This window comes from Streptococcus caprae (assembly GCF_042649745.1).
Lineage (GTDB): Bacteria > Bacillota > Bacilli > Lactobacillales > Streptococcaceae > Streptococcus > Streptococcus caprae.
In genome coordinates, this window is the sequence record NZ_JBHRZV010000052.1 from 1 (window position 1) to 23,414 (window position 23,414).

The 23,414-nt window shown below is 44.1% G+C and carries 26 protein-coding genes, 1 pseudogene and 1 riboswitch; of the genes and pseudogenes, 21 read left to right on the forward strand and 6 right to left on the reverse strand.

Annotation, left to right across the window (positions count from 1 at the left end; all coding sequences use genetic code 11):
• The 11 genes and pseudogenes from ACFORF_RS09410 to tpx form a co-directional block, all read left to right on the forward strand.
• Positions 1-497: pseudogene (locus ACFORF_RS09410) on the forward strand (transposase); the annotation flags it as partial.
• A 183-nt stretch (positions 498-680) separates the two neighbouring features.
• Positions 681-1,019, forward strand: a complete 339-nt coding sequence (locus tag ACFORF_RS09415) for an ATP cone domain-containing protein (RefSeq protein ID WP_380427639.1) — start codon at positions 681-683, stop codon at positions 1,017-1,019.
• A 315-nt stretch (positions 1,020-1,334) separates the two neighbouring features.
• A complete protein-coding gene (locus ACFORF_RS09420; RefSeq protein ID WP_380427988.1) occupies positions 1,335-1,958 on the forward strand; it encodes a GTP pyrophosphokinase in 624 nt (207 codons plus the stop codon).
• A 2-nt stretch (positions 1,959-1,960) separates the two neighbouring features.
• Positions 1,961-2,647, forward strand: a complete 687-nt coding sequence (locus ACFORF_RS09425; protein ID WP_380427641.1) for a response regulator transcription factor — start codon at positions 1,961-1,963, stop codon at positions 2,645-2,647.
• Positions 2,648-3,880, forward strand: coding sequence for a sensor histidine kinase (locus tag ACFORF_RS09430; protein WP_380427643.1), 1,233 nt, complete (start codon positions 2,648-2,650; stop codon positions 3,878-3,880).
• Between the two features lie 29 nt (positions 3,881-3,909).
• Complete coding sequence (locus ACFORF_RS09435; protein WP_380427645.1) at positions 3,910-4,248, forward strand: hypothetical protein; 339 nt, start codon at positions 3,910-3,912, stop codon at positions 4,246-4,248.
• A 389-nt stretch (positions 4,249-4,637) separates the two neighbouring features.
• Positions 4,638-5,015 carry a GntR family transcriptional regulator gene (locus ACFORF_RS09440; RefSeq protein WP_380427647.1) on the forward strand — a complete coding sequence of 126 codons (378 nt, stop codon included), beginning with the start codon at positions 4,638-4,640 and terminating at the stop codon, positions 5,013-5,015.
• Positions 4,999-5,220, forward strand: a complete 222-nt coding sequence (locus ACFORF_RS09445; protein WP_380427649.1) for an ATP-binding cassette domain-containing protein — start codon at positions 4,999-5,001, stop codon at positions 5,218-5,220. The genes ACFORF_RS09440 and ACFORF_RS09445 overlap by 17 nt, the downstream gene beginning before the upstream one ends.
• Positions 5,221-5,370: 150 nt before the next feature.
• Complete coding sequence (locus ACFORF_RS09450) at positions 5,371-5,847, forward strand: hypothetical protein (RefSeq protein ID WP_380427651.1); 477 nt, start codon at positions 5,371-5,373, stop codon at positions 5,845-5,847.
• 13 nt (positions 5,848-5,860) lie between these two features.
• The gene (locus ACFORF_RS09455) at positions 5,861-6,535 is read left to right on the forward strand and encodes a hypothetical protein (protein WP_380427652.1); all 675 of its coding nucleotides are present in this window, start codon (positions 5,861-5,863) and stop codon (positions 6,533-6,535) included.
• Positions 6,536-6,619: 84 nt separating this feature from the next.
• Positions 6,620-7,105 carry a thiol peroxidase gene (gene tpx / locus ACFORF_RS09460; RefSeq protein ID WP_380427654.1) on the forward strand — a complete coding sequence of 162 codons (486 nt, stop codon included), beginning with the start codon at positions 6,620-6,622 and terminating at the stop codon, positions 7,103-7,105.
• Between the two features lie 121 nt (positions 7,106-7,226).
• Here the strand turns inward: tpx and ACFORF_RS09465 are convergent, their stop codons facing one another.
• A complete protein-coding gene (locus ACFORF_RS09465; protein WP_380427656.1) occupies positions 7,227-7,625 on the reverse strand; it encodes a TetR-like C-terminal domain-containing protein in 399 nt (132 codons plus the stop codon).
• Positions 7,625-7,855, reverse strand: a complete 231-nt coding sequence (locus tag ACFORF_RS09470; protein WP_380427658.1) for a TetR/AcrR family transcriptional regulator — start codon at positions 7,853-7,855, stop codon at positions 7,625-7,627. Before ACFORF_RS09470 ends, ACFORF_RS09465 begins: the two co-directional genes overlap by 1 nt.
• A gap of 254 nt (positions 7,856-8,109) precedes the next feature.
• Here ACFORF_RS09470 and ACFORF_RS09475 point away from each other — a divergent pair, with 254 nt between their 5' ends.
• Entirely contained in the window at positions 8,110-8,811 is a 702-nt protein-coding gene (locus tag ACFORF_RS09475) for an ABC transporter ATP-binding protein (protein WP_380427659.1), read from the forward strand.
• 9 nt (positions 8,812-8,820) lie between these two features.
• Positions 8,821-12,315, forward strand: a complete 3,495-nt coding sequence (locus ACFORF_RS09480) for an FtsX-like permease family protein (protein WP_380427661.1) — start codon at positions 8,821-8,823, stop codon at positions 12,313-12,315.
• Positions 12,316-12,467: 152 nt separating this feature from the next.
• Here ACFORF_RS09480 and ACFORF_RS09485 read toward each other — a convergent pair whose 3' ends face one another.
• The 4 genes from ACFORF_RS09485 to ACFORF_RS09500 form a co-directional block, all read right to left on the reverse strand.
• Positions 12,468-12,941, reverse strand: coding sequence for a hypothetical protein (locus tag ACFORF_RS09485; protein WP_380427662.1), 474 nt, complete (start codon positions 12,939-12,941; stop codon positions 12,468-12,470).
• Positions 12,942-12,993: 52 nt separating this feature from the next.
• Positions 12,994-13,236, reverse strand: a complete 243-nt coding sequence (locus ACFORF_RS09490; RefSeq protein ID WP_380427664.1) for a hypothetical protein — start codon at positions 13,234-13,236, stop codon at positions 12,994-12,996.
• A 202-nt stretch (positions 13,237-13,438) separates the two neighbouring features.
• Entirely contained in the window at positions 13,439-14,629 is a 1,191-nt protein-coding gene (locus ACFORF_RS09495; RefSeq protein WP_380427666.1) for a cation diffusion facilitator family transporter, read from the reverse strand.
• A gap of 89 nt (positions 14,630-14,718) precedes the next feature.
• Positions 14,719-16,050 (reverse strand): alanine/glycine:cation symporter family protein, encoded by a 1,332-nt coding sequence (locus ACFORF_RS09500; protein WP_380427668.1) that lies wholly within the window; start codon positions 16,048-16,050, stop codon positions 14,719-14,721.
• A 151-nt stretch (positions 16,051-16,201) separates the two neighbouring features.
• Positions 16,202-16,327, reverse strand: a riboswitch (glycine riboswitch).
• A gap of 265 nt (positions 16,328-16,592) precedes the next feature.
• Here ACFORF_RS09500 and pcrA point away from each other — a divergent pair.
• The 8 genes from pcrA to ACFORF_RS09540 all read left to right on the forward strand — a co-directional run bounded on the left by pcrA (position 16,593) and on the right by ACFORF_RS09540 (position 23,381).
• The gene (pcrA, locus tag ACFORF_RS09505) at positions 16,593-18,899 is read left to right on the forward strand and encodes a DNA helicase PcrA (RefSeq protein WP_380427670.1); all 2,307 of its coding nucleotides are present in this window, start codon (positions 16,593-16,595) and stop codon (positions 18,897-18,899) included.
• 416 nt (positions 18,900-19,315) lie between these two features.
• Positions 19,316-19,495, forward strand: coding sequence for a hypothetical protein (locus tag ACFORF_RS09510; protein ID WP_043026295.1), 180 nt, complete (start codon positions 19,316-19,318; stop codon positions 19,493-19,495).
• A complete protein-coding gene (locus ACFORF_RS09515) occupies positions 19,482-20,267 on the forward strand; it encodes a replication initiator protein A (protein ID WP_380427672.1) in 786 nt (261 codons plus the stop codon). The genes ACFORF_RS09510 and ACFORF_RS09515 overlap by 14 nt, the downstream gene beginning before the upstream one ends.
• A 153-nt stretch (positions 20,268-20,420) precedes the next feature.
• On the forward strand, positions 20,421-21,770 hold the full coding sequence (dcm, locus tag ACFORF_RS09520) for a DNA (cytosine-5-)-methyltransferase (RefSeq protein ID WP_380427673.1): 1,350 nt from the start codon (positions 20,421-20,423) through the stop codon (positions 21,768-21,770).
• Positions 21,754-22,203: a hypothetical protein gene (locus ACFORF_RS09525; protein ID WP_380427675.1), complete on the forward strand. Its 450-nt coding sequence runs from the start codon at positions 21,754-21,756 to the stop codon at positions 22,201-22,203. The genes dcm and ACFORF_RS09525 overlap by 17 nt, the downstream gene beginning before the upstream one ends.
• Positions 22,188-22,565, forward strand: coding sequence for a hypothetical protein (locus tag ACFORF_RS09530; protein ID WP_380427677.1), 378 nt, complete (start codon positions 22,188-22,190; stop codon positions 22,563-22,565). The genes ACFORF_RS09525 and ACFORF_RS09530 overlap by 16 nt, the downstream gene beginning before the upstream one ends.
• 8 nt (positions 22,566-22,573) lie before the next feature.
• Complete coding sequence (locus ACFORF_RS09535) at positions 22,574-22,807, forward strand: hypothetical protein (protein WP_043026288.1); 234 nt, start codon at positions 22,574-22,576, stop codon at positions 22,805-22,807.
• Positions 22,785-23,381 (forward strand): CPBP family intramembrane glutamic endopeptidase, encoded by a 597-nt coding sequence (locus ACFORF_RS09540; protein WP_380427679.1) that lies wholly within the window; start codon positions 22,785-22,787, stop codon positions 23,379-23,381. The genes ACFORF_RS09535 and ACFORF_RS09540 overlap by 23 nt, the downstream gene beginning before the upstream one ends.
• The last annotated feature ends 33 nt before the right edge of the window (positions 23,382-23,414 follow it).

The following is a 23,414-nucleotide window of genomic DNA, read 5'->3' on the forward strand; positions in this document are numbered from 1 at the left end:
CAGTTTGACCGAAAATCTCACGAATACAGGGCCCTCAAGCGCTACTGGTCTTGATACAACAAGACAGTCGAAAACTTAGCGATAAACGCTTCTATCGCCCGACTTTTCGCATGCACTTGACTAACCAGGAGATTGTCACTAAACTGCTCAGCTATTCCCAAGAACTGAAAGAGCACTACGAGATTTATCAGCTCCTACTTTTCCATTTCCAAGAAAAGCAAGCCGACCAGTTTTTTGAGCTTATCCAAGAAACACTTGATAGCGTAAATCCTATCTTTCAGACGGTGTTCAAGACATTCTTGAAAGACAAGGATAAGATTGTCAATGCCTTGGCACTGCCTTACTCCAACGCTAAACTCGAAGCGACAAACAATATCATCAAGGTCATTAAGCGAAATGCCTTTGATTTCAGAAACTTTGAAAACTTCAAAACTCGTATTTTCATTGCCATAAACATAAAACGAGAGAAGACAAGTCCTGTCCTCTCTCGGTGTTAAATTGGTCAACCCACTACAGTTGACAAAGAGCCTTAAACAAGGTCTAAAGACCTTGTTTTTTTACCTATATTTTACTGAAATTGTTCTGTAATCTTTCTAAAACCTTGACAAAGTCGTATGGAATAGGGATAATAGAGGTAAAGGTAATAGCATTTTCTGTAATTGTAAGGAAAGGAGTTCCATATGCAAATTATTAAACGTGATGGTCAAATTACTGAGTTTGATCCTGAAAAAATTTATCAAGCAATTTTAAAGGCTGCCCAAAGTGTTTATGTGATTGATGACAAACTGCGTCAGGACATGGCTCAGGTAACTAAAAAAGTTGTTCTTGATCTTGAAGAGGCTCAGGTAGAGCGTCCAACTATCTCTATTATTCAGGGATTGGTTGAGCACCGTCTTCTCGATGCAGGTTTTATCAAAATTGCAGAGCAGTATATCGAATATCGTCTTCAACGTGACTTAGAGCGTAATGGTTACGGTGATCATATTGCAGTACATCTTCGTTTCGATCAGTTGAAATAGAATAAAAAGCACTATTAGACTAGCTTTGTCTGATAGTGTTTTAATTTGCTATGATTGTAGAGTATGGTTTTTGCTATTGTTCTTAATACTCGCTCAAAATCAAAAGAGACAGGGCTAGTTGACGCAGGCTTAACTGGCGCTAGGCAATGAAAGCTAACGACCTATAGCTTTTATTTAGGAAGAGTATAACCTGATTTCGGTTTACCTTAAGGTCTTAGTTCCTGGATATGGTATAATATAAATCAATAAGAAATAGTCTGGCTATCTTCGAAATGAAGTCAGATAGCAAACTGTTATCTTGAAGAGAAAAGAGAAATTGTTATGTCAACGATTTATGGGTATTATGAAGCCAATTTACAAAGGATATTAGATGATTTTTGTGAACAGATTAAAGTTGCCAATCAAGCAGCAAAGGCTGAAACTGGGTTTAAACTCTATGAACACCTTATCGCTCGTGTTAAGTCGCCTGAGTCAATGGCAGATAAATGTCTTCGCAAAGGACTACCAGTTACAACTCAGTCTGCTTTAAAAGAGATAAGAGACGCGATTGGGATTCGGATTATCTGTGGCTTTGTGGATGACATCTATAAATTGGTTGATTTGATGAAAGGTATGGTCGGCGTTCGGATTTTTAAGGAAAAGGACTTTGTCTTTAATGCCAAGTCCAACGGCTATCGGTCCTATCACCTTATTTTAGAGGTTGAAACGCCTTTTGAAGATTGCTTGGGCCAGACTCCTGGAACATATTTTATTGAGGTTCAACTGCGAACTATTGCCATGGATTCCTGGGCCAGTTTGGAGCATCAGATGAAGTATAAGCATGAGGTTAAAAATGCAGAGCTAATCACACGCGAGCTTAAACGCTGTGCTGATGAGTTGGCATCTTGTGATCTGTCCATGCAGACCATCCGAAATTTGATTGCAGAAAGTGGGGAATGAGAATGCCTTTAAAAATCTTATTAGCAGAGGATGAGGAGCAGCTATCTCATGTCTATGCGACTGCTCTGCGCCACAAGGGCTTTACTGTAACCCAAGTTTCCAATGGCCTTGAGGCAGTAAAGGCTGCTAAAACTGAACGCTTTGATGTGATGATTTTGGATATTATGATGCCTATTATGACAGGGCTTGAGGCTTTAGAAGAGATTCGGGCCTCAGGCGACAAGACCCATATCATCATGCTTACGGCTATGGCAGAGCTAGATGACAAGATTAGTGGCCTGTCAGCTGGAGCTGATGACTATTTGACCAAGCCCATTTCTATCAAAGAGTTGTTAGCACGGATAGAATCCTTAGAACGTCGGTTAGCAAAATTTAGCTCTCCTCTCTTGTCCTGTGGAACAGTAACACTTAATCTAGCCGAGCAAGAGCTTTCCAGTCACAATGCTGTTCGCCTGGCTGGAAAAGAAGTAAGACTGATGGAGCTCTTCATGCTTAATCCTGGCAAGGCTTTATCCACTGAGGAACTCTTTAATCAAGTCTGGGCAGGAGATGGCGATGATAGCATCACTGATTCCTATGTCTGGGTGTACGTTTCCTACCTTCGACAGAAACTAAAGGCAATTCATGCAGATGTGACTATTGAAGGAGAACAAGGTGGGGATTTTACGCTAGTTGAGGTAGGTGACTAGATGAAGGTTCTCAATAAAATACGACTACAGTTTATTCTGATTGCTTCCCTAGCCATCATGGCTGTGCTGGCTTCTTTTATCATTGTTTTCAATTCCGTTCGTTATGTTTCAAATAATGCTGAGGTTAGCACTGTCTTATCTATTTTAGTGGACAATGATGGAGAAATTCCTAGTAATGAAGAGCTGGATTCAGCCTTGGAAGGAACAGGCTTATCTGCCATTCGGGCCTCTCAATTATTTTACTTTTCCTTTGTTCTTGATGACGATAATACCTTAATCTCAAGTCAACTGAACGAGATTAAAGACCTTTCTGAGTCAGATATTGCAGAGATTATGACTGAACTGAATTATTCTAAGGGTAAGGGAACTATTAAGTATGAGGGGCATTATTACGCTTATCAGATTGCCCAGAAAAAGACAGGGAAGTTGGTTGTGGTTTTAGATGCGACAGCCAATATTGACGATCGGTCAGACTTACTCTGGACCAGTTTGCAGATGTCAGCCTATAGTTTTCTCTTCTTTATCCTGATTGTCTTTGTATTTTCGGGTCGGGCGATTAAGCCTTATATTGACAATATTGAAAATCAGAAAAGCTTTATCACTAATGCCGGTCATGAACTGAAGACACCTCTAGCCATTATTTCTGCCAATACAGAAATGCAGGAGCTCCTTGATGGGGAAACGGAATGGACCAAATCTACCAAGGATCAGACCAAGCGTTTGACAGACCTCATCAATAGCATGGTGACCTTGGCCAAGATGGAAGAACAACTAGATATCGTGCTGACAAAGTGCGATTTCTCGGCTATTGCTGAAGACGCTGCGGAAGACTTTAAGGGTCCCGTTATTAAGGATGGCAAGATCTTTGAAATGGTAATTAGTCCCGGTGTTATGGTCAATGCTGAAGAAAAGTCTCTTTTTGAGTTGGTCACTATTTTGGTTGATAATGCCAATAAATATTGTGATCCTGGCGGTACGGTTAGAGTTACTTTGAATCAGACAGGATTCAAGCGAGCTCGGCTTGAGGTTTCAAACACCTTTGCCAAAGGTGAGTTTGTCGACTACAGCAAGTTTTTTGACCGCTTTTACCGGGAGGATGAATCTCGTAGCAACAAGGTCAAGGGCTACGGAATCGGCCTCTCTATGGCTGCCAGCATGGTCCAAATCTTCAAGGGCAAAATTTCTGCCCACTACAAGGACGGTAGGATTACCTTCCGTGTTATTTTGCCATAGCAGAGCTAGAAGGAAAGAGGAGTTCTAAGATGGATAAAACCTATTTAAAAACTATTATTGTGACCTGCAAATTTCCGGGTTGTAACAAGGGACCTGTCAAGGTTGGTGGGAACTATTGTGCTAATCATGCTAAATTGGTAAATCAAAGTCAGACCCAGCTTGGTCGAACAGTTTCAGGGGCAGCTATGACTGGCTTAGCTCTCTACCAAAAATACAAGCCCAATATTGATCAGGCATTTGGTAAACTGATTGACGAGACAGAAACTATCACGGCTATTCTAGAGCCAAAAGTAGCAGAAATCAAGCCTAAATTAAAAAACTTGGCCAAGCAATCACTAGAAAAGGTCCAAAATCTCACACGAAAATAATAAACCTGTTGTAAGGGGCTGGGACAAAAGTCCTAGCCTCTCAATCGTTTTTGGATTATCAAGCAAGACGCAGTGGTTGAGTGGGCTCTAATTCGCTGATTTTACTAGCTTTTATAGCCCTACTCAACTGTGCGGAGGTGGGACGACAAAATCAAACCCTTCGGGTTACTGATTTTTGTCCCACTCTCTTTTAATGTCTGAAGTTTTATTAAAAGCCAAACGACATGATGATAAACTCTCACTTAATTTTCTTCTGTCATTCTGAAGAATCCTCAAATGAAATTTTATTTGAACAAATAAATCGGTAATTTTTTTGACAATTTTTCTTTATCGTGACATAGTTAGTTATATAAGTGATTAACTAAACGACTAAAAAGAAAGAAGATGAAATGAAATTTGACTTTGAGAGCGATGTAGCACTATTTCTTCAGGTAGCTCAGCAGTTAGAGACTGACATTTTTCATAAAGTTTATCTGGCTGGTGAACAGGTACCCTCCACAACGGAGATTTCGATGGCTTATCAGATAAATCCAGCCACAGTTCTTAAAGGAATGAATATTCTGGTGCAAGCAGGTGTCCTTGAGAAACGTCGAGGCATGGGAACCTTTGTTACAGAGCAGGCCTGGGAAATATTACGAGAGAAAAAGTATCGTCTGTTTAGCCAGCAACAGTTGCAGAATTTTATTGAGACAGCTAAGGCATTAGGCATTAGTAAGAGTGACTTGCTAATATTGATAGAAGGAGGTTATGATGAGCTTAAGCGTTAGAAATTTATATAAGTACTACGGAAAGCAAGAGGCTGTAAAGGATCTTGATTTGACCTTTGAAGCTGGAAGAATTTATGGTTTACTTGGACGAAATGGTGCTGGCAAGTCAACTATTCTCAAACTTTTAGCTAGTCAGTTGACTAAATCGGCAGGTCAAATAGTGTTAGATGGAGAAGATATTGGATTTTCTCAGGACACTAGCTAGCGTATTTTTCTAGTTTCAGCAGAGCAGTGGCTGCCTAATTGGAATATGGATAAAATCCTCAAAGAAGCTCTGCTATTTTATCCTAATCTTGATAAGGAGTGGGCTGACTTACTATGCCGAAGTTTCGGACTTGATTGTCAAAAGAAAATAATGAGTCTCTCAACAGGTTATCGATCCATTGCGAAGTTTATCTTGGCTTTCAGTTTACCTGTTGACTATGTTTTGTTGGATGAGCCGACGCTTGGTCTCGATGCTGGACATCGTCAGCTTTTTCATCAATACTTACTTGAAACTCATATGCGTAGACCAAGGACCATCGTATTAGCCAGCCATCAAATTGAAGAGGTTGCTCCATTGTTAGAAGAAATTGTCCTAATAGATGGCGGAGCGGTACAACTTGTAGCTTCTGCTGAGGTTATAAAAGGTCAAGTTCATCGTCTGACCGGACCTCAAGACCTACTTGAAGAAGTGGCGAAAGGACTGATAATTTTATCCAGTCAAGTCTTAGGAAAAATGAAGCAAGTTATCGTCTATGGTCACTTACCTCAAAATTTGCCTAATGAAATAAAAATTTCAGGGTTGACCTTGCAGGACTGCTTTATCCAACTGACCCAAAGAGAGGAGTAACTAAGATGACTTTATGGCAATTAACCTGGTATCAACTCAGGAAAAAAATAGGGTTTTTCTTGCCCTTTATATTACTATCCTATTGGTTAATGGACGGCTTTATTGTCGACAATACTGGGGAGTTTTACCACCATGTTCTTATGTTTTAGTCTTGGTGATTGGGATGGCTAGCACGGCAAGTGATTATCGATTATTTACTCAGTTTGGAATGACAAGAAGGACGTTTTTCCAAAGTCAGTTGCTTGTGCATGGTCTTGTGGCGATTCTCTCTGTATTAAGTCTTCTAGTTATGATTGGACTGGCCGGACTTTTTGCGACTCCAACAGAATATTATTTTTATTTTTCAAATGGTGATGTGGCCTACTCAGCAGTAAGGATTTTTAGTTATTTAATGTATAGTGCCTGGTGTTTTTTCCTTATGCCCCTTATAGGTGCAATTTATGCCCTATTTATCAATCGGTTTAGGTCTAAAGGTCGAGGTATTATTCTGGGATTAACGCTTGCGATTCCTGTTTGTTACATGGCTTGGGTTGATTATGCCATGATGCCGAATTTTTATTATCCTATCATGGTTTTACTGGGAATTTTCTTCCAGCCTCTGATTTGTCTCCCTTTAGGTATTGCCCTAGTAGCTTTATATTGGGTGCTTATCATGAAACATGATAGTCAGGATATGTTTGCGATATAGGAGACGCTTACAAGTTTCGGTCAGAAGCTTTGCTATTTTTCCCTGAAAATCATACAATGAAGAAAAGTGATTTTGGAGGTTTTTATGACGACTTTTATCGGAAAAGAAGTGACGATTGTGGGGACTCCCTTGCAAGTTGGTGATGTCGCACCGGATTTTACCTTGATGAATACGGACTTAGAGAGAGTTAGTTTGGCTGATTTTCCTGGACGGAAGGTTATCAGTATCGTGCCATCTGTTGATACAGGGATTTGTTCGGCTCAGACGCGTCGTTTCAATCAAGAACTCTCTGATATGGAGGATATGACGGTGATTACGGTGTCCTGCGATTTGCCATTTGCTCAAAAGCGTTGGTGTGGGGCTGAAGGTTTGGAGAGTGCTGTTACCCTGTCAGATTTCTATGACCATAATTTCGGTCAGGCTTATGGTGTCTTAATGGAAGAGTGGAACCTTTTGGCGCGTGCGGTATTGGTAGTGGATGCGGACAATCGTATTACCTACGTAGAATATTTGGACAATGTCAACGAACATCCAGATTATGATGCTGCCTTAGCTGCAGTAAAAGGATAAAAGAGAAGGTACCACAGGCAAAGTCTGTAGTACCTTTTTTATAGTTGTCTGAATTAACCTTGATACATCATTATGGTAGACTTGCCGTACCAAAGTACTTTCTGCGTTTCACTACTTTGTCTTAAAGTTCTTCATTTGACTCTACATGAGAGTCGATGTAAGCCACTTGGAAGATGATGTCGGTCATTTCTTCCGGACTTTCGATGGCGGCTCGTTCTACCCATAGGCGAATGATGCTCTCGATAGAGGACAAAAAGAGTTCCAAGGCATAGACGTAGGGAATCTGATAGGCTCTGGCTAAATTCACTTCCAAATGTTCCTCTTGGCTCAAAATCCGAAAGACAAAGTCTTTGATAGATTCTGAAAAGTTGATAAACTTATTAGTGGAGATGGTTGAAAAGAAGTCAAAATCCTCTTTTAAATATTGTAAGATGACCAGAATCGCTCGTTTTGGGTCTTCTATGTTCTCGTGAAGGAGCTCGTCGATATGCTGAAGGGTGTCTTCCTTGAGCTGCGCCATCATTCGTACTTGTCCGTGTAGTGGAGGTAGAAGGTGCCACGATTGATTCCGGCCTTCTTGGTAATCTGGCTGATGGTCAGGCGTTCAAAATCGGTCTCCTTGAGGAGCTGGGTTAGGGCTTCTTTGATGTAGGTTTTGGTTTCCGTTTGTCTGATTTTGCTCATTTCTTTTATTAAATCAACACTTTGTTGATTTTTGTCCTTGTCTTTGATTGATTTCAATGACATCATAGAACACATCTTAAATCAACAGAATGTTTATTTTGTTTTTTGAATAAGCGAGCGGTAGCGAGCACATCAGACAACTGCGTCTTGTAAGTAGCACTCTATAAAGTTTGAAGCTGGCTACTTTTGTCCCAGCCTCTGACGCGGGAATTCTTGAGACCTTAGGCTCAAGAGTTAGCTATGAAACACCGAAGGTGGCTGCTAGCGTCCCGACCACTTCAGTTGGTCGTCAAAAAAACAGTTTGAAAAGAGGAAAAAACATGCCCTATATTGAAGTGAAGAATTCATCCAAGTTTTACGGAACTGGGGACAATCGAATCGTTGCCAACAACGATGTCAATTTTGAAATTGAAAAAGGGGAGCTGGTCATCATTCTGGGATCGTCAGGGGCTGGTAAGTCGACCATGCTCAATATCCTGGGTGGGATGGATACGAGCGACGAGGGTCAGGTCATCATTGACGGTGTGGACATCGCCCAGTTTAATTCCCATCAGAGGACCAATTACCGTCGTGATGATGTGGGTTTTGTCTTTCAGTTTTACAACTTGGTCGCCAATCTGACCGCCAAGGAAAATGTGGAACTGGCCTCTGAAATCGTCAAGGATGCTTTAGACCCTGTGACCGTTTTGGAGCAGGTTGGCCTGGGCAAGCGGCTTAATAACTTCCCAGCTCAGCTCTCTGGCGGAGAGCAGCAGCGGGTCTCCATCGCCCGTGCGGTGGCCAAACGCCCAAAGATCCTGCTCTGCGATGAGCCGACAGGCGCCCTTGACTACCAAACCGGCAAACAGGTCCTGCAAATTCTCCAAGATATGTCCCGAAATGAGGGGGTAACTGTTATCATCGTGACCCACAACTCGGCTCTAGCTCCGATTGCTGACCGGGTCATCCATATGCGGGACGCGACGGTTAAGTCCGTCAAGCTCAACAATACGCCACAAGACATTGCGACCTTGGAATACTAGGAGGTTGTCATGGCAAAAAGTGTATATCTAAAGGACCTCGTCCAGTCCTTTAGCAAATCAAAGGGACGATTTTTCTCCATTTTTAGTCTGATGATGATTGGCTCTATCGCCTTAGTCGGACTCAAGGTCACAACACCTAACATGCAACGGACGGCTCAGTCTTATATCAACAAGACCAATATGATGGACCTAACTGTCATGGCAGACTACGGGCTGTCGGATGCGGATGTGGCAGAACTCAAAACCATCAAGGATGCGACAGTGGACTTTGGCTATTTGTCAGACCAGGTCATCGAGGGGACCAATGATGCGGTACGGGTCTTCTCAGAGACCGATACGGTTTCCCAGTATGACCTCGTATCCGGCAAGTTACCAAGCAAAGCTGATGAGATTGCCTTAGTAGCATCGATGTCCAACAGCTACAAGGTTGGAGATACTATTACCTTTAAAATAGATAAAGAAAGCAAAAAATCTGTCCTAAAAACCAAGACTTTTAGAGTGACGGGTTTTGTCCATTCCGCAGAAATATGGGACAACAGCTCCATGGGTCAGACCAAGGTCGGAACCGGTGAGTTGACAGGTTATGGCGTGACGGTGCCGGAATCCTTTGACTCTGATAGCTATATGATAGCCCGGATTTCTTATGACGACCTAGATGAGTTGAGCTTCGCGGATGCGGCTTATGAGGAAAAGCTAGCAGAGCACCAAGAGACGTTGGACAAGATGTTGGCAGATAACGGTTCTGCCCGTCTGACAGTCCTAAAAGCTGATGCCCAAAAAGAAATTGATGAAGGCAAGGCCAAGATTGCAGATTCAGAGAAGAAACTAGCGGATGCTGACCAACAAATCCAAGATGGCGAACGACAAATTGCTGATGGACAAAACCAGTTGGCTGATGCTCAAGCTCAAGTCGATTCTGGTCAGGCTGAATTAGCCACTGCAGCCAGTGATTTGGTAACCGGTAAGGCAAACCTTGACAGTACGGCGCAGCAGTTAGCGGATGCCAAGGCCAAACTCGATAGCTCCAAAGCGCAGTTAGATGCTTCAGCCACCCAACTCCAAGAGACTGACACTCAGCTGGCAGAAGGACAAGCCCAGCTGGATGCGATGAAGAGTCAGCTGGACACAGCTGCTGATCAATTAGCAACTGCCAAGGCTCAACTCGATGAGCATAATAACCAATTGAGTCAGCTGGCCTCTGCTATTCAGACAGGCCGTCAGCAGTGGTATACTGCGATACAAGCTCTGGAAGCTCAAAAGCAAGCCTTGATCGCACAGGGAATTGACCCATCTACCGTTGCAGACATTCAGGCAGCAGAAGCCCAGTTAGCAGCGACTGACCAGCAATTGACAGCTCTTGAAGCCCAGTACAACCAAGCTCAACCAGCTTATGTAGCCGGTAAGACGGAGTATGATCAGAATGAAGCTGCCTACCAAGCTGGTCTTACCCAGTACCAAGCAAGTCTTGAAACCTATAATGCGAGCAAGGCTCAGTACGACGCGGGTATGGTCCAATACCAAGCCGGTCTTGCTCAGTATAACCAAGGCTTGGCCCAGTATGAAGCAGGTCTTGCCCAGTACAATCAAGGGGGAGCAGCTTATGAGTCTGGCCTGGCAGACTATCAAGCTGGACAGGCGAAACTAGACCAGGCTCGTTCAACTATTGCACAAAACCAAGCAAGACTTGATGAAGCCATTGCCAAGCTGGACAGCTCAAAGGCAGACTATGCGACGCAAAAAGCAGAAGCAGAGCAGAAGATTACAGACGCCAAACAGAATTTGGAAGAGGCGCAAGCGGATGTAGAGGCCCTGGAAGAACCAGCTTACACTAGCTACACTCGAACCACCTTCCCAGGAGGCGACGGCTATGTGACCTACAAATCAGGCTCAGAGTCGATTTCGGCGGTTGGAAATCTCTTCCCTGTCGTACTCTATGTCGTGGCTGCCATGGTGACCTTTACGACCATGACCCGCTTCGTAGACGAAGAGCGCAACAACGCTGGGATTTTCAAAGCCCTGGGCTATACCAACAAGCAAATCATTGCTAAGTTTGTAACCTACGGATTTGTGGCCTCTATGGCTGGTATGCTGGTTGGGATTTTAGCCGGGAATTGGTACTTGTCTCCTATGATTGGCAATATCCTGACCCGACGGTCGGTTATCGGTGATTCGCACACCTATTTCTACCCTGGTTGGACACTTTTGGCCATTGTTCTGGGGCTCTTATCAGCGGTCTTACCAGCCTATTTGGTTGCGCACCGTGAGTTGGTGCATGAAAAACCAGCCCAGCTCTTACAGGCCAAACCACCTGTAGCTGGCTCTAAAATTCTCCTTGAGCGCCTGACCTTCATCTGGAAACGGATGAGCTTTACCCACAAGGTAACAGCTCGCAATATCTTCCGCTACAAGCAGCGCATGCTTATGACCATCTTTGGCGTGGCGGGCTCAGTTGCTCTACTCTTTGCAGGTCTTGGTATCCAGTCCTCCATCTCTGGTGTGGCCGATACCCAGTTTCGTGATATCGTGTCTTACGATGTGATTGTGGTTGAAAATAGCAAAGCTTCGGAAGCAGAAAAGACTGCTCTGACAGCTGCCATCAGCTCAGACAAGGTTGCCTCTTCTCTGGCCATTCGCTACGATAGTCTGACGGAGACTATCACAGGTGTTGCTGAGGAACAGAGCATTTCCCTACTGGTGACAGACAGTGATGATCTTACCAACTACATCAAACTCCGTGACCGTAAAACAGGTGAAGCTCTGCCATTGACCGACAAAGGAGCGATCCTCTCTGAAAAACTCGCTAAACTCTACGGGGTTAAAGTTGGAGATACCGTTACGATGACCATCGCTGACAAGAAAGTCTCTGTCACTGTGGCAGGCATCACCGAAATGTACGCTGGCCACTATATCTATATGACCAAGGCCTACTACGAGAGTCTGACAGGTAGTGACTACACGACTAACAGCTATCTGGTCAAACTGACAGATGGTTCAATGAAAAACATCCAAAACACTGCAGCGAATTTCCTTGAAATGGACGGAGTGGCTGGTGTGGTGCAAAACACCGCTATCGAGAAGAAACTGACTACAGTTGCTAGTTCGCTCCAGTCCGTCATGATTATCTTGATTGTACTCTCTATCCTGCTCGGTGTGGTCATCCTCTACAATCTGACCAACATCAACGTGGCAGAGCGGATTCGAGAACTCTCCACCATCAAGGTGCTCGGTTTCCACAACAAGGAAGTGACCATGTACATCTACCGTGAGACCATCGTGCTGTCTATCATGGGGATTCTGACAGGACTAGCGGGAGGCTATCTCCTTCACAAGGTCTTGCTCAATCTGATTGGCTCAGCCTTCATAATGTTCCAGCCGACCGTTGCGATCTCTGTCTACATTATTCCGATTGTCGCTATCGCTAGTATATTGGCTGTTCTGGGGTGGCTGGTCAACCATACCCTACGCCATGTGGACATGCTGGAAGCATTGAAATCGGTGGAATAACACTAAAAAACGCCATCTGGCGTTTTTTTGATGTCTCAGGGTAGTTGTAGGGTTAAGATACGATCGACCTCAACGACAAAGGGATTGTCTTTATAGGAAGAGGCAGATGATTCAAAAAGGGTGAAGAGTCTGTCATCTTGTGACCAGATTTGTTAAAGATACGACGGTGCATCAATCGTCTCAAGTCTGTTTTCATTTGTAAAATCAGTTAAATTTTCCAGTCCAGGATTTGAATAAACCAGAAGATGAGCATCTGTATCTCCATAAGACTGAGAAAAGATTATCTTGTCCTTGTAAAAGGCGACACCTTGAATTTTCTCTGGAATCTTGACAGTTTTAAGAGCTTTGCTATCTTCCAAATCATCAGAAGTAATGTTCTCAAGCGGCAAGCCATTTTCATCAAGATCGTAGAAACTTAGATAGCCAGCTGCTTCTTTATCAAAATAACCGACCCAAAGTTTTTGTTCCGCATAGGTCATAAAAGAAGACCGTTTGATACTAGTCAAATCAAAATCTTCATGAAGTGATATCGGCTCTCCGCTCAAATCAAACTGATAGGATAACAAATCTTGATAATCGAGATAAGCAATCGTAGAGTCACTCCAGTCATCGATAACAGTTGTCAACTAAAGCTTTTGGTGGTCAGCATCAAAGGCTAGTCCTCCAATATGGTCTGTGTTAGGCAAGACAATGGTTTTTACAAACTTGCCATCTGATAAGCCAGAGCACAGAATAGTAGGATTTACTCTTACTATAAGCTGATACGATGACAAAGTCTCCAGCTATTGTTAAACCTTGAGGTGTCATATCTTTGGCCCAACCAAGTTTTCCAGGCTTTTTACTCTTGGCATGGATATTTTTGGATTTAGCCAGTCCCGGAATAGCATAGCTAATCGGCTGATTATCAGTGGACTGAGTCATTAAGTAACCTGAAAAGGTTGGATAGTTTTATTTAATGGCTTCAATATAGTTCTCAGGACTGGTTGAATCCAGAGCTTCTTTAAAAGCCAGTTTTTGTAATTGTTTGACTTCCTTGTCATATTTTTGGACGGCCCAATAGCCACCACTCACTAATAGAATAATTATAAATAATAAGGAAAGTTTCTTTTTTATAGTAGTCTTCTCAATATCTCTCCGTTACTTGATGGAAAATGAGGTACCATTTTTCATGGCGACGCCAGATGCTGGTGTGCTGTTGGTCAGCAAGAGTGTAGGTAATGAGTTTAGTTTTCTGACTGATGGTGGTTAGCTGGAAGTTCTCAAAGTTGGATGGGTAAAATTTCCCACGCGCCACAATGTCAGACTTGGAGAGAAGCTTGCCGTCAGTATCAATTAGCTGAAAGTCATCGCTGATGAAGACTTCGTAATCTGGGAGTTTGGAGAGGATAAATTTTTCATACTTGATTAGTTTTTTCTCGACATTGGCTGGAATTTCATCCTCAGGCATGGTAGAAGGTTCAACATGGATGTCGATATCATAGATACCAAATTGCTCATGCAGGAGCTCTTCAACTTGTTCTGTAATGGCATGGCTCTCGTAGACCGAGAGGTCAGGGTTCATCTCCAGCACTAAATCCAGGTAGATGTTGCTGCCGTAGGTGCGTCCGCGCTGCGATTTTACTGCCGTAATCTTTGGAATACTAAGAATAGCCTCCTCATAGAGCGCTAGATGCTGGTCATCAAAGCCATCGGAGAGGCTAAAGGCCGAATCCCTAAAAATTTCATAGGCTGTCTTGAAGATAAAACCAGTAATGATGATGGCCATGATGCGGTCCAGAATGGGAAATTGCAGAGCAGAAGCCAGGATAGCCATAGAAGTGCCTAGAGAAGTTACTGCATCTGAGAGGTTGTCCTTGGCTGCAGCGATAAGGGCGCCAGACTTGACGGTTTGAGCTAATTTGCGATTATAGAGATAAACTCCAAACATGACAAGGGCAGAGAGGACTCCGACGACAGCTCCGATAGGGTCGAGTTTGGACTGCTGGTCAGTTAGTATGGCCTGGACAGTTTGCCCCAAAACCTGAAAACCTACGAGAAACATGAGGATGGAGGTGATAAAGCTGGCCAGATCTTCTATTTTCCAGTGGCCAAATTTATGGTCCCCATCGGCAGGTTTTCGTGCCAGACGAAGGCCAATTAAAAGGGTGACATTGCTGACGATATCAGAAAAGTTATTGAACCCATCAGCAATCAGGGACTGGGCCCCAAGACTGTAACCCGCAACCAACTTTGCAAGAGCTAGGAGAATGTAGGCAATGATACTAATGACTGGCCCACGCTCGGCCAGCTTCAAATTTTCAACTTCTTGTGACATAAACTCTCCAATCTAGTAGACCCTTATTATATCATGACTTTCTTACAAACTGAAAGCTCCGCCATTGGAAAATAGCAGAGCAATAAAACTTAATTTTTGAGACGAGTGAAGTAGTCTCTGGTCTCTGAGATGATGACTGGGGACAAGGCTAGAAGGGCGATCAAGTTTGGTAGGGCCATGAGACCATTGACGATATCTGCAAGAACCCAAACCAAGTCGAGTTTGAGGAAGGCACCGAGACCGACCATGAGGACAAAGGTCAGACGGTAACCATTGAGCCACTTAGTCCCGAAAAGAAATTCGAAACAACGCTCACCGTAATAGGACCATCCGAGAACGGTCGTAAAGGCAAAGAGCACGAGACAGAAGGTCAGAGCATGAGATCCCCAAGTTCCAAAGACAGTAGCAAAAGCAGCTTGTGTTAATGGTGCCCCTTCAAGGTTAGTCGTCCACTGATCCGTCACGAGGATAGTCAAACCTGTTAAGGTACAGATAATAATCGTATCGATAAAGGTTCCTGTCATGGAAACAAGACCTTGCTCAACAGGTTCATTGGTCTTGGCAGCCGCTGCGGCAATCGGAGCAGAACCCAAGCCAGATTCATTAGAGAAGACCCCGCGAGCAATCCCTTTTTGGATGGCATCCTTAACGACAGCACCGGTAAATCCTCCAACTGCAGCAGCAGGAGTGAAGGCTGACTGAATGACCAAGCTTAACATGGGAATAATCTGATTCCAATGGACCAGAATGACAATTATCGTTGTTATCAAGTAAAGTCCAGCCATAAAGGGAACCACTTTGGTGGAAATATTGGAGATGGATTGGATTCCTCCAAAGATCACTAGGGCTACAAGAAGAGCTAAAATTAGACCACTCAAGTGTTCTGAGATATTAAAGCTGTTTTTGAGAGAAGATGTGATTGAGTTAACTTGAGTGAAAGTTCCAATACCAAGTAGGGCAACGAGAATACCTGAGACGGCGAAGAACTGTGCCAAAGGTTTCCATTTTTCTCCCATCCCCTTGATGATGTAATACATGGGCCCTCCCGACATCTGGCCGTTTTCATCTACCGTTCGGTATTTGATAGCCAGGAGACCTTCGGCATACTTGGTGGCCATCCCAAAGAAAGCCGCCACCCACATCCAAAAGAGGGCACCTGGACCACCAGATTTGATAGCTGTAGCGACACCGACAATATTTCCTGTTCCGACCGTAGCGGCAAGGGCAGTTGCTAGGGCTGCAAAACTAGAAATATCACCGTGCCCGTCATCCTTAGAAAAAATTTGTTTAAAGGCAATAGATAACTTTGTGACCTGTAAAAGTCCCAAGCGGATGGTCAAATAAATACCAGTCCCCACCAATAAGATGAGCAAGGGTGCACCCCAGACTAGGTTGTCAATGTGTTGAAAAAATGGTAGCATATAAAACTCCTTTTAAAGCTGGCTATCTAGACCAACTCCATCAATTTTTGTTTAAAGTTAACAAACAAAAAGAGGCTATTCCATCTTAAGAATAGTCCTCTGGAGTGATAAAAATACCAAAAAGCATAGGCAAAAACCTGTCTTTTTCATAGATTTATCTTCTGTCCTTTTGCCTGAGAGATTGAGCGGTAAACCACCTTGCCCCTTCGGCGCCTTTTGCAAGACTCTTGCAAATCGGATTGCTCTGCAATCCTGAGGTCTCTCCAGAAGTCCGTCAGATTTTCAGTCCTCTCCCTCGCGGAAACCTGAGAGTATAACTCCTTCGGCGAAGGCTAAACCAGCCCTCTTCTCCTGAAAAACGTCATTCGGTTAACTTTATTGGTTTCTATCTTAGCGGAAATAGCAGAGCTTGTCAAGGTATTTTTGTATGTTTACACAAAAATTACAGGTTTTATGCGTTTTTTCTGGGGTGTAACAAAACGCCCTTACTTTTTCCAGCTTTTAAAGTGTGCTATAATGTTACAGGAAGAAATGAGGTATGTATGAATTCTTTATTGAACGGTATGAATGAGAGACAGGCTGAGGCGGTTCAGACGACAGAAGGACCACTTTTGATTATGGCAGGTGCTGGTTCGGGTAAGACGCGAGTTCTGACCCACCGCATTGCTTATTTGATTGATGAGAAGTTTGTCAATCCCTGGAATATTTTAGCCATTACCTTCACTAACAAGGCGGCGCGTGAGATGAGAGAGCGGGCTATGGCCCTTAATCCTGCGACAGCCGATACCTTGATTGCGACCTTCCACTCCATGTGTGTAAGGATTTTAAGACGAGAAGCCGACCACATTGGCTACAATCGCAATTTCACCATCGTGGATCCAGGTGAGCAACGGACGCTGATGAAACGGATCCTCAAGCAACTCAACCTAGATCCGAAAAAATGGTCAGAACGTTCTATTTTGGGCACCATTTCCAATGCTAAAAACGACCTGTTAGACGAGGTGGCCTACGAGCGTTTGGCTGGCGATATGTACACTCAAATCGTTGCCAAGTGTTACAAGCTTTATCAAGAAGAGCTCCGTCGTTCTGAGTCTATGGACTTCGATGACCTGATCATGATGACACTCCGTCTTTTTGACAAAAATCCAGATGTTCTAGCCTACTATCAGCAGCGCTACCAGTATATCCATGTCGATGAGTATCAGGATACCAACCATGCCCAGTACCAGCTGGTCAAGCTCTTAGCCAGTCGTTTTAAAAATATTTGTGTCGTTGGGGATGCGGATCAGTCTATTTATGGCTGGCGTGGGGCGGATATGCAAAATATCTTGGACTTTGAGAAGGACTATCCCGAGGCCAAGGTTGTCTTGTTGGAGGAAAACTATCGTTCAACTAAGACCATCCTTCAGGCGGCTAACCAAGTCATTGACCGCAATCGCAATCGCCGTCCTAAGAACCTCTGGACCCAGAATGCTCAGGGTGAGCCAATTGTCTATTACCGTGCTGGTAATGAACAGGAAGAGGCTGTTTTCGTAGCCAGTCAGATTGACTCCTTTGTCCGTCAGCAAGGCAAGAATTTCAAGGATTTTGCGGTCCTCTATCGGACCAACGCCCAGTCACGGACCATTGAAGAAGCCCTGCTCAAGTCCAATATTCCTTACACTATGGTCGGTGGAACCAAGTTCTACAGCCGTAAGGAAATCCGTGATGTCATTTCTTACCTCAATGTCATTGCCAATCCAGCTGATAATATCAGCTTTGAACGTATCGTCAATGAACCCAAGCGTGGGGTGGGGCCAGGAACTCTTGAGAAAATCCGTGACTTTGCCAACCAACAAGACATGTCCTTGCTAGAAGCCTCTGCCAACATCATGATGTCTGGCGTCAAAGGCAAGGCGGCCCAGGCTGTCTGGGATATGGCCTCTGTGCTTTACAAGCTCCGTGATAATTTGGATAGTTACACCATCACAGAACTAGTGGAAGCAGTCCTACAAAAAACAGGTTATATGGAGGCCCTGGTCCTGCAAAACACCCTTGAAAGCCAGGCCCGTATCGAGAACATTGAGGAGTTTCTCTCTGTGACCAAGCATTTCGATGAGGATAATCATGATGGTCCTGAGGATGAAGGCGGACTCGATAAACTCAGTCGCTTCCTCAATGATTTGGCCCTGATTGCCGATACTGACAGCGGTGAAGAAGAGGCAGCTGAAGTCACCCTCATGACCCTTCATGCGGCCAAGGGATTGGAGTTTCCCCTGGTTTTTCTCATTGGGATGGAGGAGGGTGTTTTCCCACTTTCTCGTGCGACAGAAGCCGAAGAAGAGTTGGAGGAGGAACGCCGTCTAGCCTACGTTGGTATTACCCGGGCTGAAGAAATGCTCTTTTTGACCAATGCCAGCAGTCGTGTCCTTTACGGGAAGACCAGCTACAACCAGCCGAGTCGCTTCCTCAACGAGATTGAGGATGACCTCCTAGACTACCAAGGCTATGCCCGTCCGGCCAATACAAGCTTTAAAGCGACTTATGGCAATAGCGGAGCAACACAGTTCGGTCAGGGGATGAGTTTATCTCAGGCCCTGCAAGCCCGCAAGGCTCAAAGTCAGCCTGTCCAAACTCGATCAACATCTCTGCCATTTTCAGCTACTAAAGTAGGCCAACCAGCTTCGACAAGCTCTGAAACTACTGACTGGCAAATTGGCGACACCGCCATCCACCGCAAGTGGGGCGAAGGCATGGTTTTATCTGTATCAGGAAGTGGAAAAGCCATGGAGCTCAAAATCAACTTCCCTGAAGTCGGCCTCAAAAAACTGCTCGCCAGTGTCGCTCCGATAGAGAAGAAAGAGCAGTGAAAATACTGAAGTCGTTGAGAAAAGTCTCTCTTATCAGCTAGCACGCTTTTTATAGGGATTAGAGCTAGAACAAAGCAAATCATGGTATAATAAAAATAATTTTTAGTGTTTTAGTATATATTTAAGGGCACTATTCCCTTGCTACGAAAGGAATTATAACACATGGCTAACATTCAATGGTTGAATGGGAGCATTAGAAATTATGTTAGTTGTTTAAGAAACGAATAACCCTTAAAACCCTTGATTTCAAAGGGTTTTTAAGTTGTTGTGCTAATAGATAGGCAAGTAAATATCATCGCTTAAAGAAGCAATAATGAGCAATAAAAACCATTTTTTGGTGCCCAGTTTGGTGCCTAGTTTGTGGCAAGAACAATTTAGAGTGTTCTTGCCTTTTTTATTTTACAGGGAGGAAAATCGTGGAACTTGCAGAATCAACTCGCCTAGGTGTTGTTAGCTATCTCATGATTGTTATGGGAGTTACATCATCTAAAGCAACAGACATGTTGAAGGAATTAGAAACAAGTGGGCTGGTTAATATTGCTACAACTGGTCAACTAGCACTCAAAGTATTGGAGGACAATCATGAAACGCATTAGTGCAAACCAATATCAAACATCAGAACGGTATTACAAGCTCCCAAAACTCTTGTTTGAGAGTGAGCGATACAAGGACATGAAGCTTGAGGTTAAAGTCGCTTATGCCGTCTTAAAAGATCGTTTGGAACTGTCCCTAAGTTCAGGTTGGATTGATGAAGACGGTTCAATCTATCTCATCTATTCCAACTCTAGTTTAATGGAGCTTCTTGGGTGTTCTAAGTCCAAACTCCTGTCCATCAAAAAATCCTTGAGAGATTTTGGACTTATTGAGGAAGTCCAACAGTCATCCAGTGAAAAAGGACGGCTCGCAAACAAGATTTATCTGGGTGAGCTAGAACATGAACTTACCCCCGTCTTAAATTCAGACGGGGGTGGTGTTAAAAAAACACGGGAGGAGTCTCAAAAACAAACGGGCCCCGTCTTAATTTCAGCCACTAGTGAGACTGAAGATAATGAGACTGAACATAGTGAGACTAAAGAGAGTGATTGTCTTTCAGAGGATGAGGAGGAAAAAGGGCTTATTCGCAAAGTGGATAAGCCAACCACCTATGACAAGGATTATATTTACCAATTGGTCTATGACCAGCTGATTCGTGAGAAGTTTTCTAAGACAAGTGCAGAATTTGTCATGAGGCATTTTGAAAACAGGTATCAGTATGCTTTGGAGAACATGAGATTTGCCAGAACGGCAGAGACCATAGCTGAGTATGTCTTTAATGGCATTCTGGCAGAGTGGAATAAGGAACGCCGACAAGAACAGGAAAGGAGGTGAGAATAATGTGGTGGAAACTTGCACTAGGCATTTTTATTGTGTCAATCTTCAGTTTGGTGGTTGAGATTATCAATGCTCCAGAAATGGAGGACCATATCTAACCAAGGCTTTACGAGAAGTAAGGTCTTTTTTGATACCCGAAAGGAGAAATAGATGAACTTTTTTGATTGTTTTGCAGGGATTGGCGGCTTTCGCTTAGGAATGGAAAGTCAAGGTCATACCTGCATTGGTTTTTGCGAAATAGATAAATTCGCTAGACGGTCTTATCAGGCCATTTTTGAGACAGAAGGAGAATTAGAATATCATGACATTACCCAAATCACCGATGACCAACTCAGAGAACTCCGAGGACAGGTGGATGTCCTCTGTGGGGGCTTTCCTTGCCAAGCCTTTTCTCTCGCAGGCAGACGACTGGGATTTGAGGACACTAGAGGCACTCTCTTTTTTGAGCTTGCTCGATGTGCCAAGGAAATCCAACCACCTTATCTATTTTTTGAAAACGTCAAGGGGCTACTCAGTCACGACCAGGGACGGACGTACGCCACAATTCTCAATACGTTGGATGAATTGGGGTATCATGTCGAATGGCAAGTGCTTAACAGTAAAGATTTCGGCCTTCCCCAAAATCGGGAGCGGGTCTTTCTTATCGGACATTCTCGAAAGCGAGGTTTCCGACCAGTATTTCCTCTCCGAGGACAAGGTAGCCCAGCTCATCTTGACCGACTAGGCAATGTCAATCCATCTGGTAAGGGGATGAGTGGGGAGGTCTATCTCTCGACAGGTCTATCTCCAACCTTAACCGTAAATAAGGGTGAGGGAGTTAAGATTGCCATTCCTGTTTTAACACCAGACAGGCTTTATAAAAGACAGAACGGCAGACGATTCAAGGCTAATCAAGACCCCATGTTTACTTTGACGGCTCAAGACAGGCATGGGGTACTAGTGGCTGGAAATTTGCCGACTAGCTTTGATCAAGCAGGACGAGTTTATCATACAGAAGGTCTTTCCCCGACCCTCACCACCATGCAGGGTGGGGATAAGATTCCAAAAGTCTTGTTACGTCACGAAGCGCCACACTTAAAAATCCGTGAGGCGACTAAGCAAGGCTATGCCAAGGCGGAAGTAGGGGATTCGGTTAACCTGTCCTATCCCAAGTCTAACTCTAAACGTGGACGGGTAGGCAAACAGATGGCCAACACCCTAACGACCAGCTCCCAACAAGGTGTCGTTATCGCAGCCCTGGAATACCGCAAGGACAAATGGTTTGAGGTGACAGGATTTTTGGTGGGAGATAAACTTTATCGTTTGAGGATTCGCAAGCTCACACCAAGAGAGTGTTTTCGCCTACAAGGCTTTCCAGATTGGGTATTTGAACGAGCAGAGGCGGTTTCAAGCAAGAGCCAACTCTATAAGCAGGCTGGAAACAGCGTATCAGTTCCTGTTATCGCTGCTATCGCACGAGAATTAAAGAAATTGGAGGAGAACCATGAAACTACTACATAAAGAATCCATAAGAACCTGTTTAGAGTTGGATGAGGCTATTCATCAAGCAGAGGTGGAGCGACTGACAGAAAGGCTCCTTACCTTGCCCAACTATGATTGCGAAATGATTGTGATCTTTGAGGATGACTACCACAAGGAGATGAATCTCCCCCTCTTTTACGAATCCAATCTCCATCGGGTTTTTGAGTTTTTGGAGGAGAGGGACATCAAAAACGGAGTGGACAGCTTCTTGACAGAGGATGGGGATTTGGCCTTCAGAGCCTATGGGCAGAATTACACCCATCAAGGCAAGGACGGTATCCTGACGAGCCTAGTAACAGTGAAATGCTTTAGTGAGGGCAGGGTTCCTGTCAATATGACCAGAATCCTTGGTGGGTTTGTGATGGAAGACCTAACCAAGGGGAAGGAGGGTGTCACATGCGACTCTATCTAAGCAAAAACCAAGACCGACACCAGTCTTTGATTGAGACCCTAGATGCTTATGGCATTGCATATGAGCTGGTGGACTTTGAGAAACTGAAGAAAGAAGACCTATTGGAATGGATGCGGCTATCTCCAGACTGCTTTGACTTTCTGACCCCAACCTGTTTGATATATAAACGCAGGGATAATCTCCCTTTTTCCCGATTTCTTGACATCATCTGGGACAATCGGGCAAGAAGTCTTCGTTTACCGCTAATCGTCGATAAGGGGCAGGTCTATCCTGATGTAACCCTAGAAGACTTGCGATCCTTTCTTCCTCGTGAACGGAAAGAGAAGGAGCGGCGAGCTCTTAAAACCTTCTTAAGCGTGTAGGAGGGGCTATGGCAGAATTATTTTGGGAAAACCTTGCCCTCTTGTTGGCAGAAAAAGAGATGAGCTGGGCTGAGTTGACACGGCAGATGTTTGCGGGGAGTTATCAGTACCCCAGCGAGTTCAATCGGCTCTATCAGAAAATCAGGCACTACAAGTCCACCTGTCAAATGCCTCAGACCAAGTGGGTGGAAAAAATGGTGCTGGTCTTGGAGGTGGACTATGAAGACCTATTTAGACGCTAGAATTTGGAACATTTTTGGTCTCTATCTCTACCAGTATGTGAATACTATTTTAGTATCTCTATACTTAGGAGACCAGTTATCATTGTGGGAAATCCTTGTCCTTCAGCTCCTTTACTTGGCCAGTCTGGTCTGGCTCTTAAAGAAGTTTCTACGGTCTATATCTGTTCAAGTTCGGTTTGTTTGGTTGGTGACTTGTCTAGGCTCTATGTTTCTGATGTCAGTTCTTGTCGGGATTCTATGGCCGGTCACTTCCACCAATCAAACGAGCCTTATTCCTGTTCAAAGCCAACTCCCTTTGATGGTTTTTATCCTCTTTCTAACCAATGCCAGTCTGGTTGAAGAGTTGGTTTACCGTGGCTACCTTTGGTCACTCTTTCCAAAGCCTTATCAAGCCTTACTGGTCACAAGCCTAGTCTTTGCCTTGGCTCATCAACCGGATAGCTTAGGGAGCTGGGTGGTCTATGGGAGTTTAGGTTTGGGTCTAGGGGCTATGCGACAAAAGACGGATCTGGTAGGGGCGACAGGTCTCCATCTGGTGTGGAATGGCTTGGTGCTACTAACTACTTTTCTGTGATAAAAAAGGCGAGGGGACTGGTTTAAGATAAGC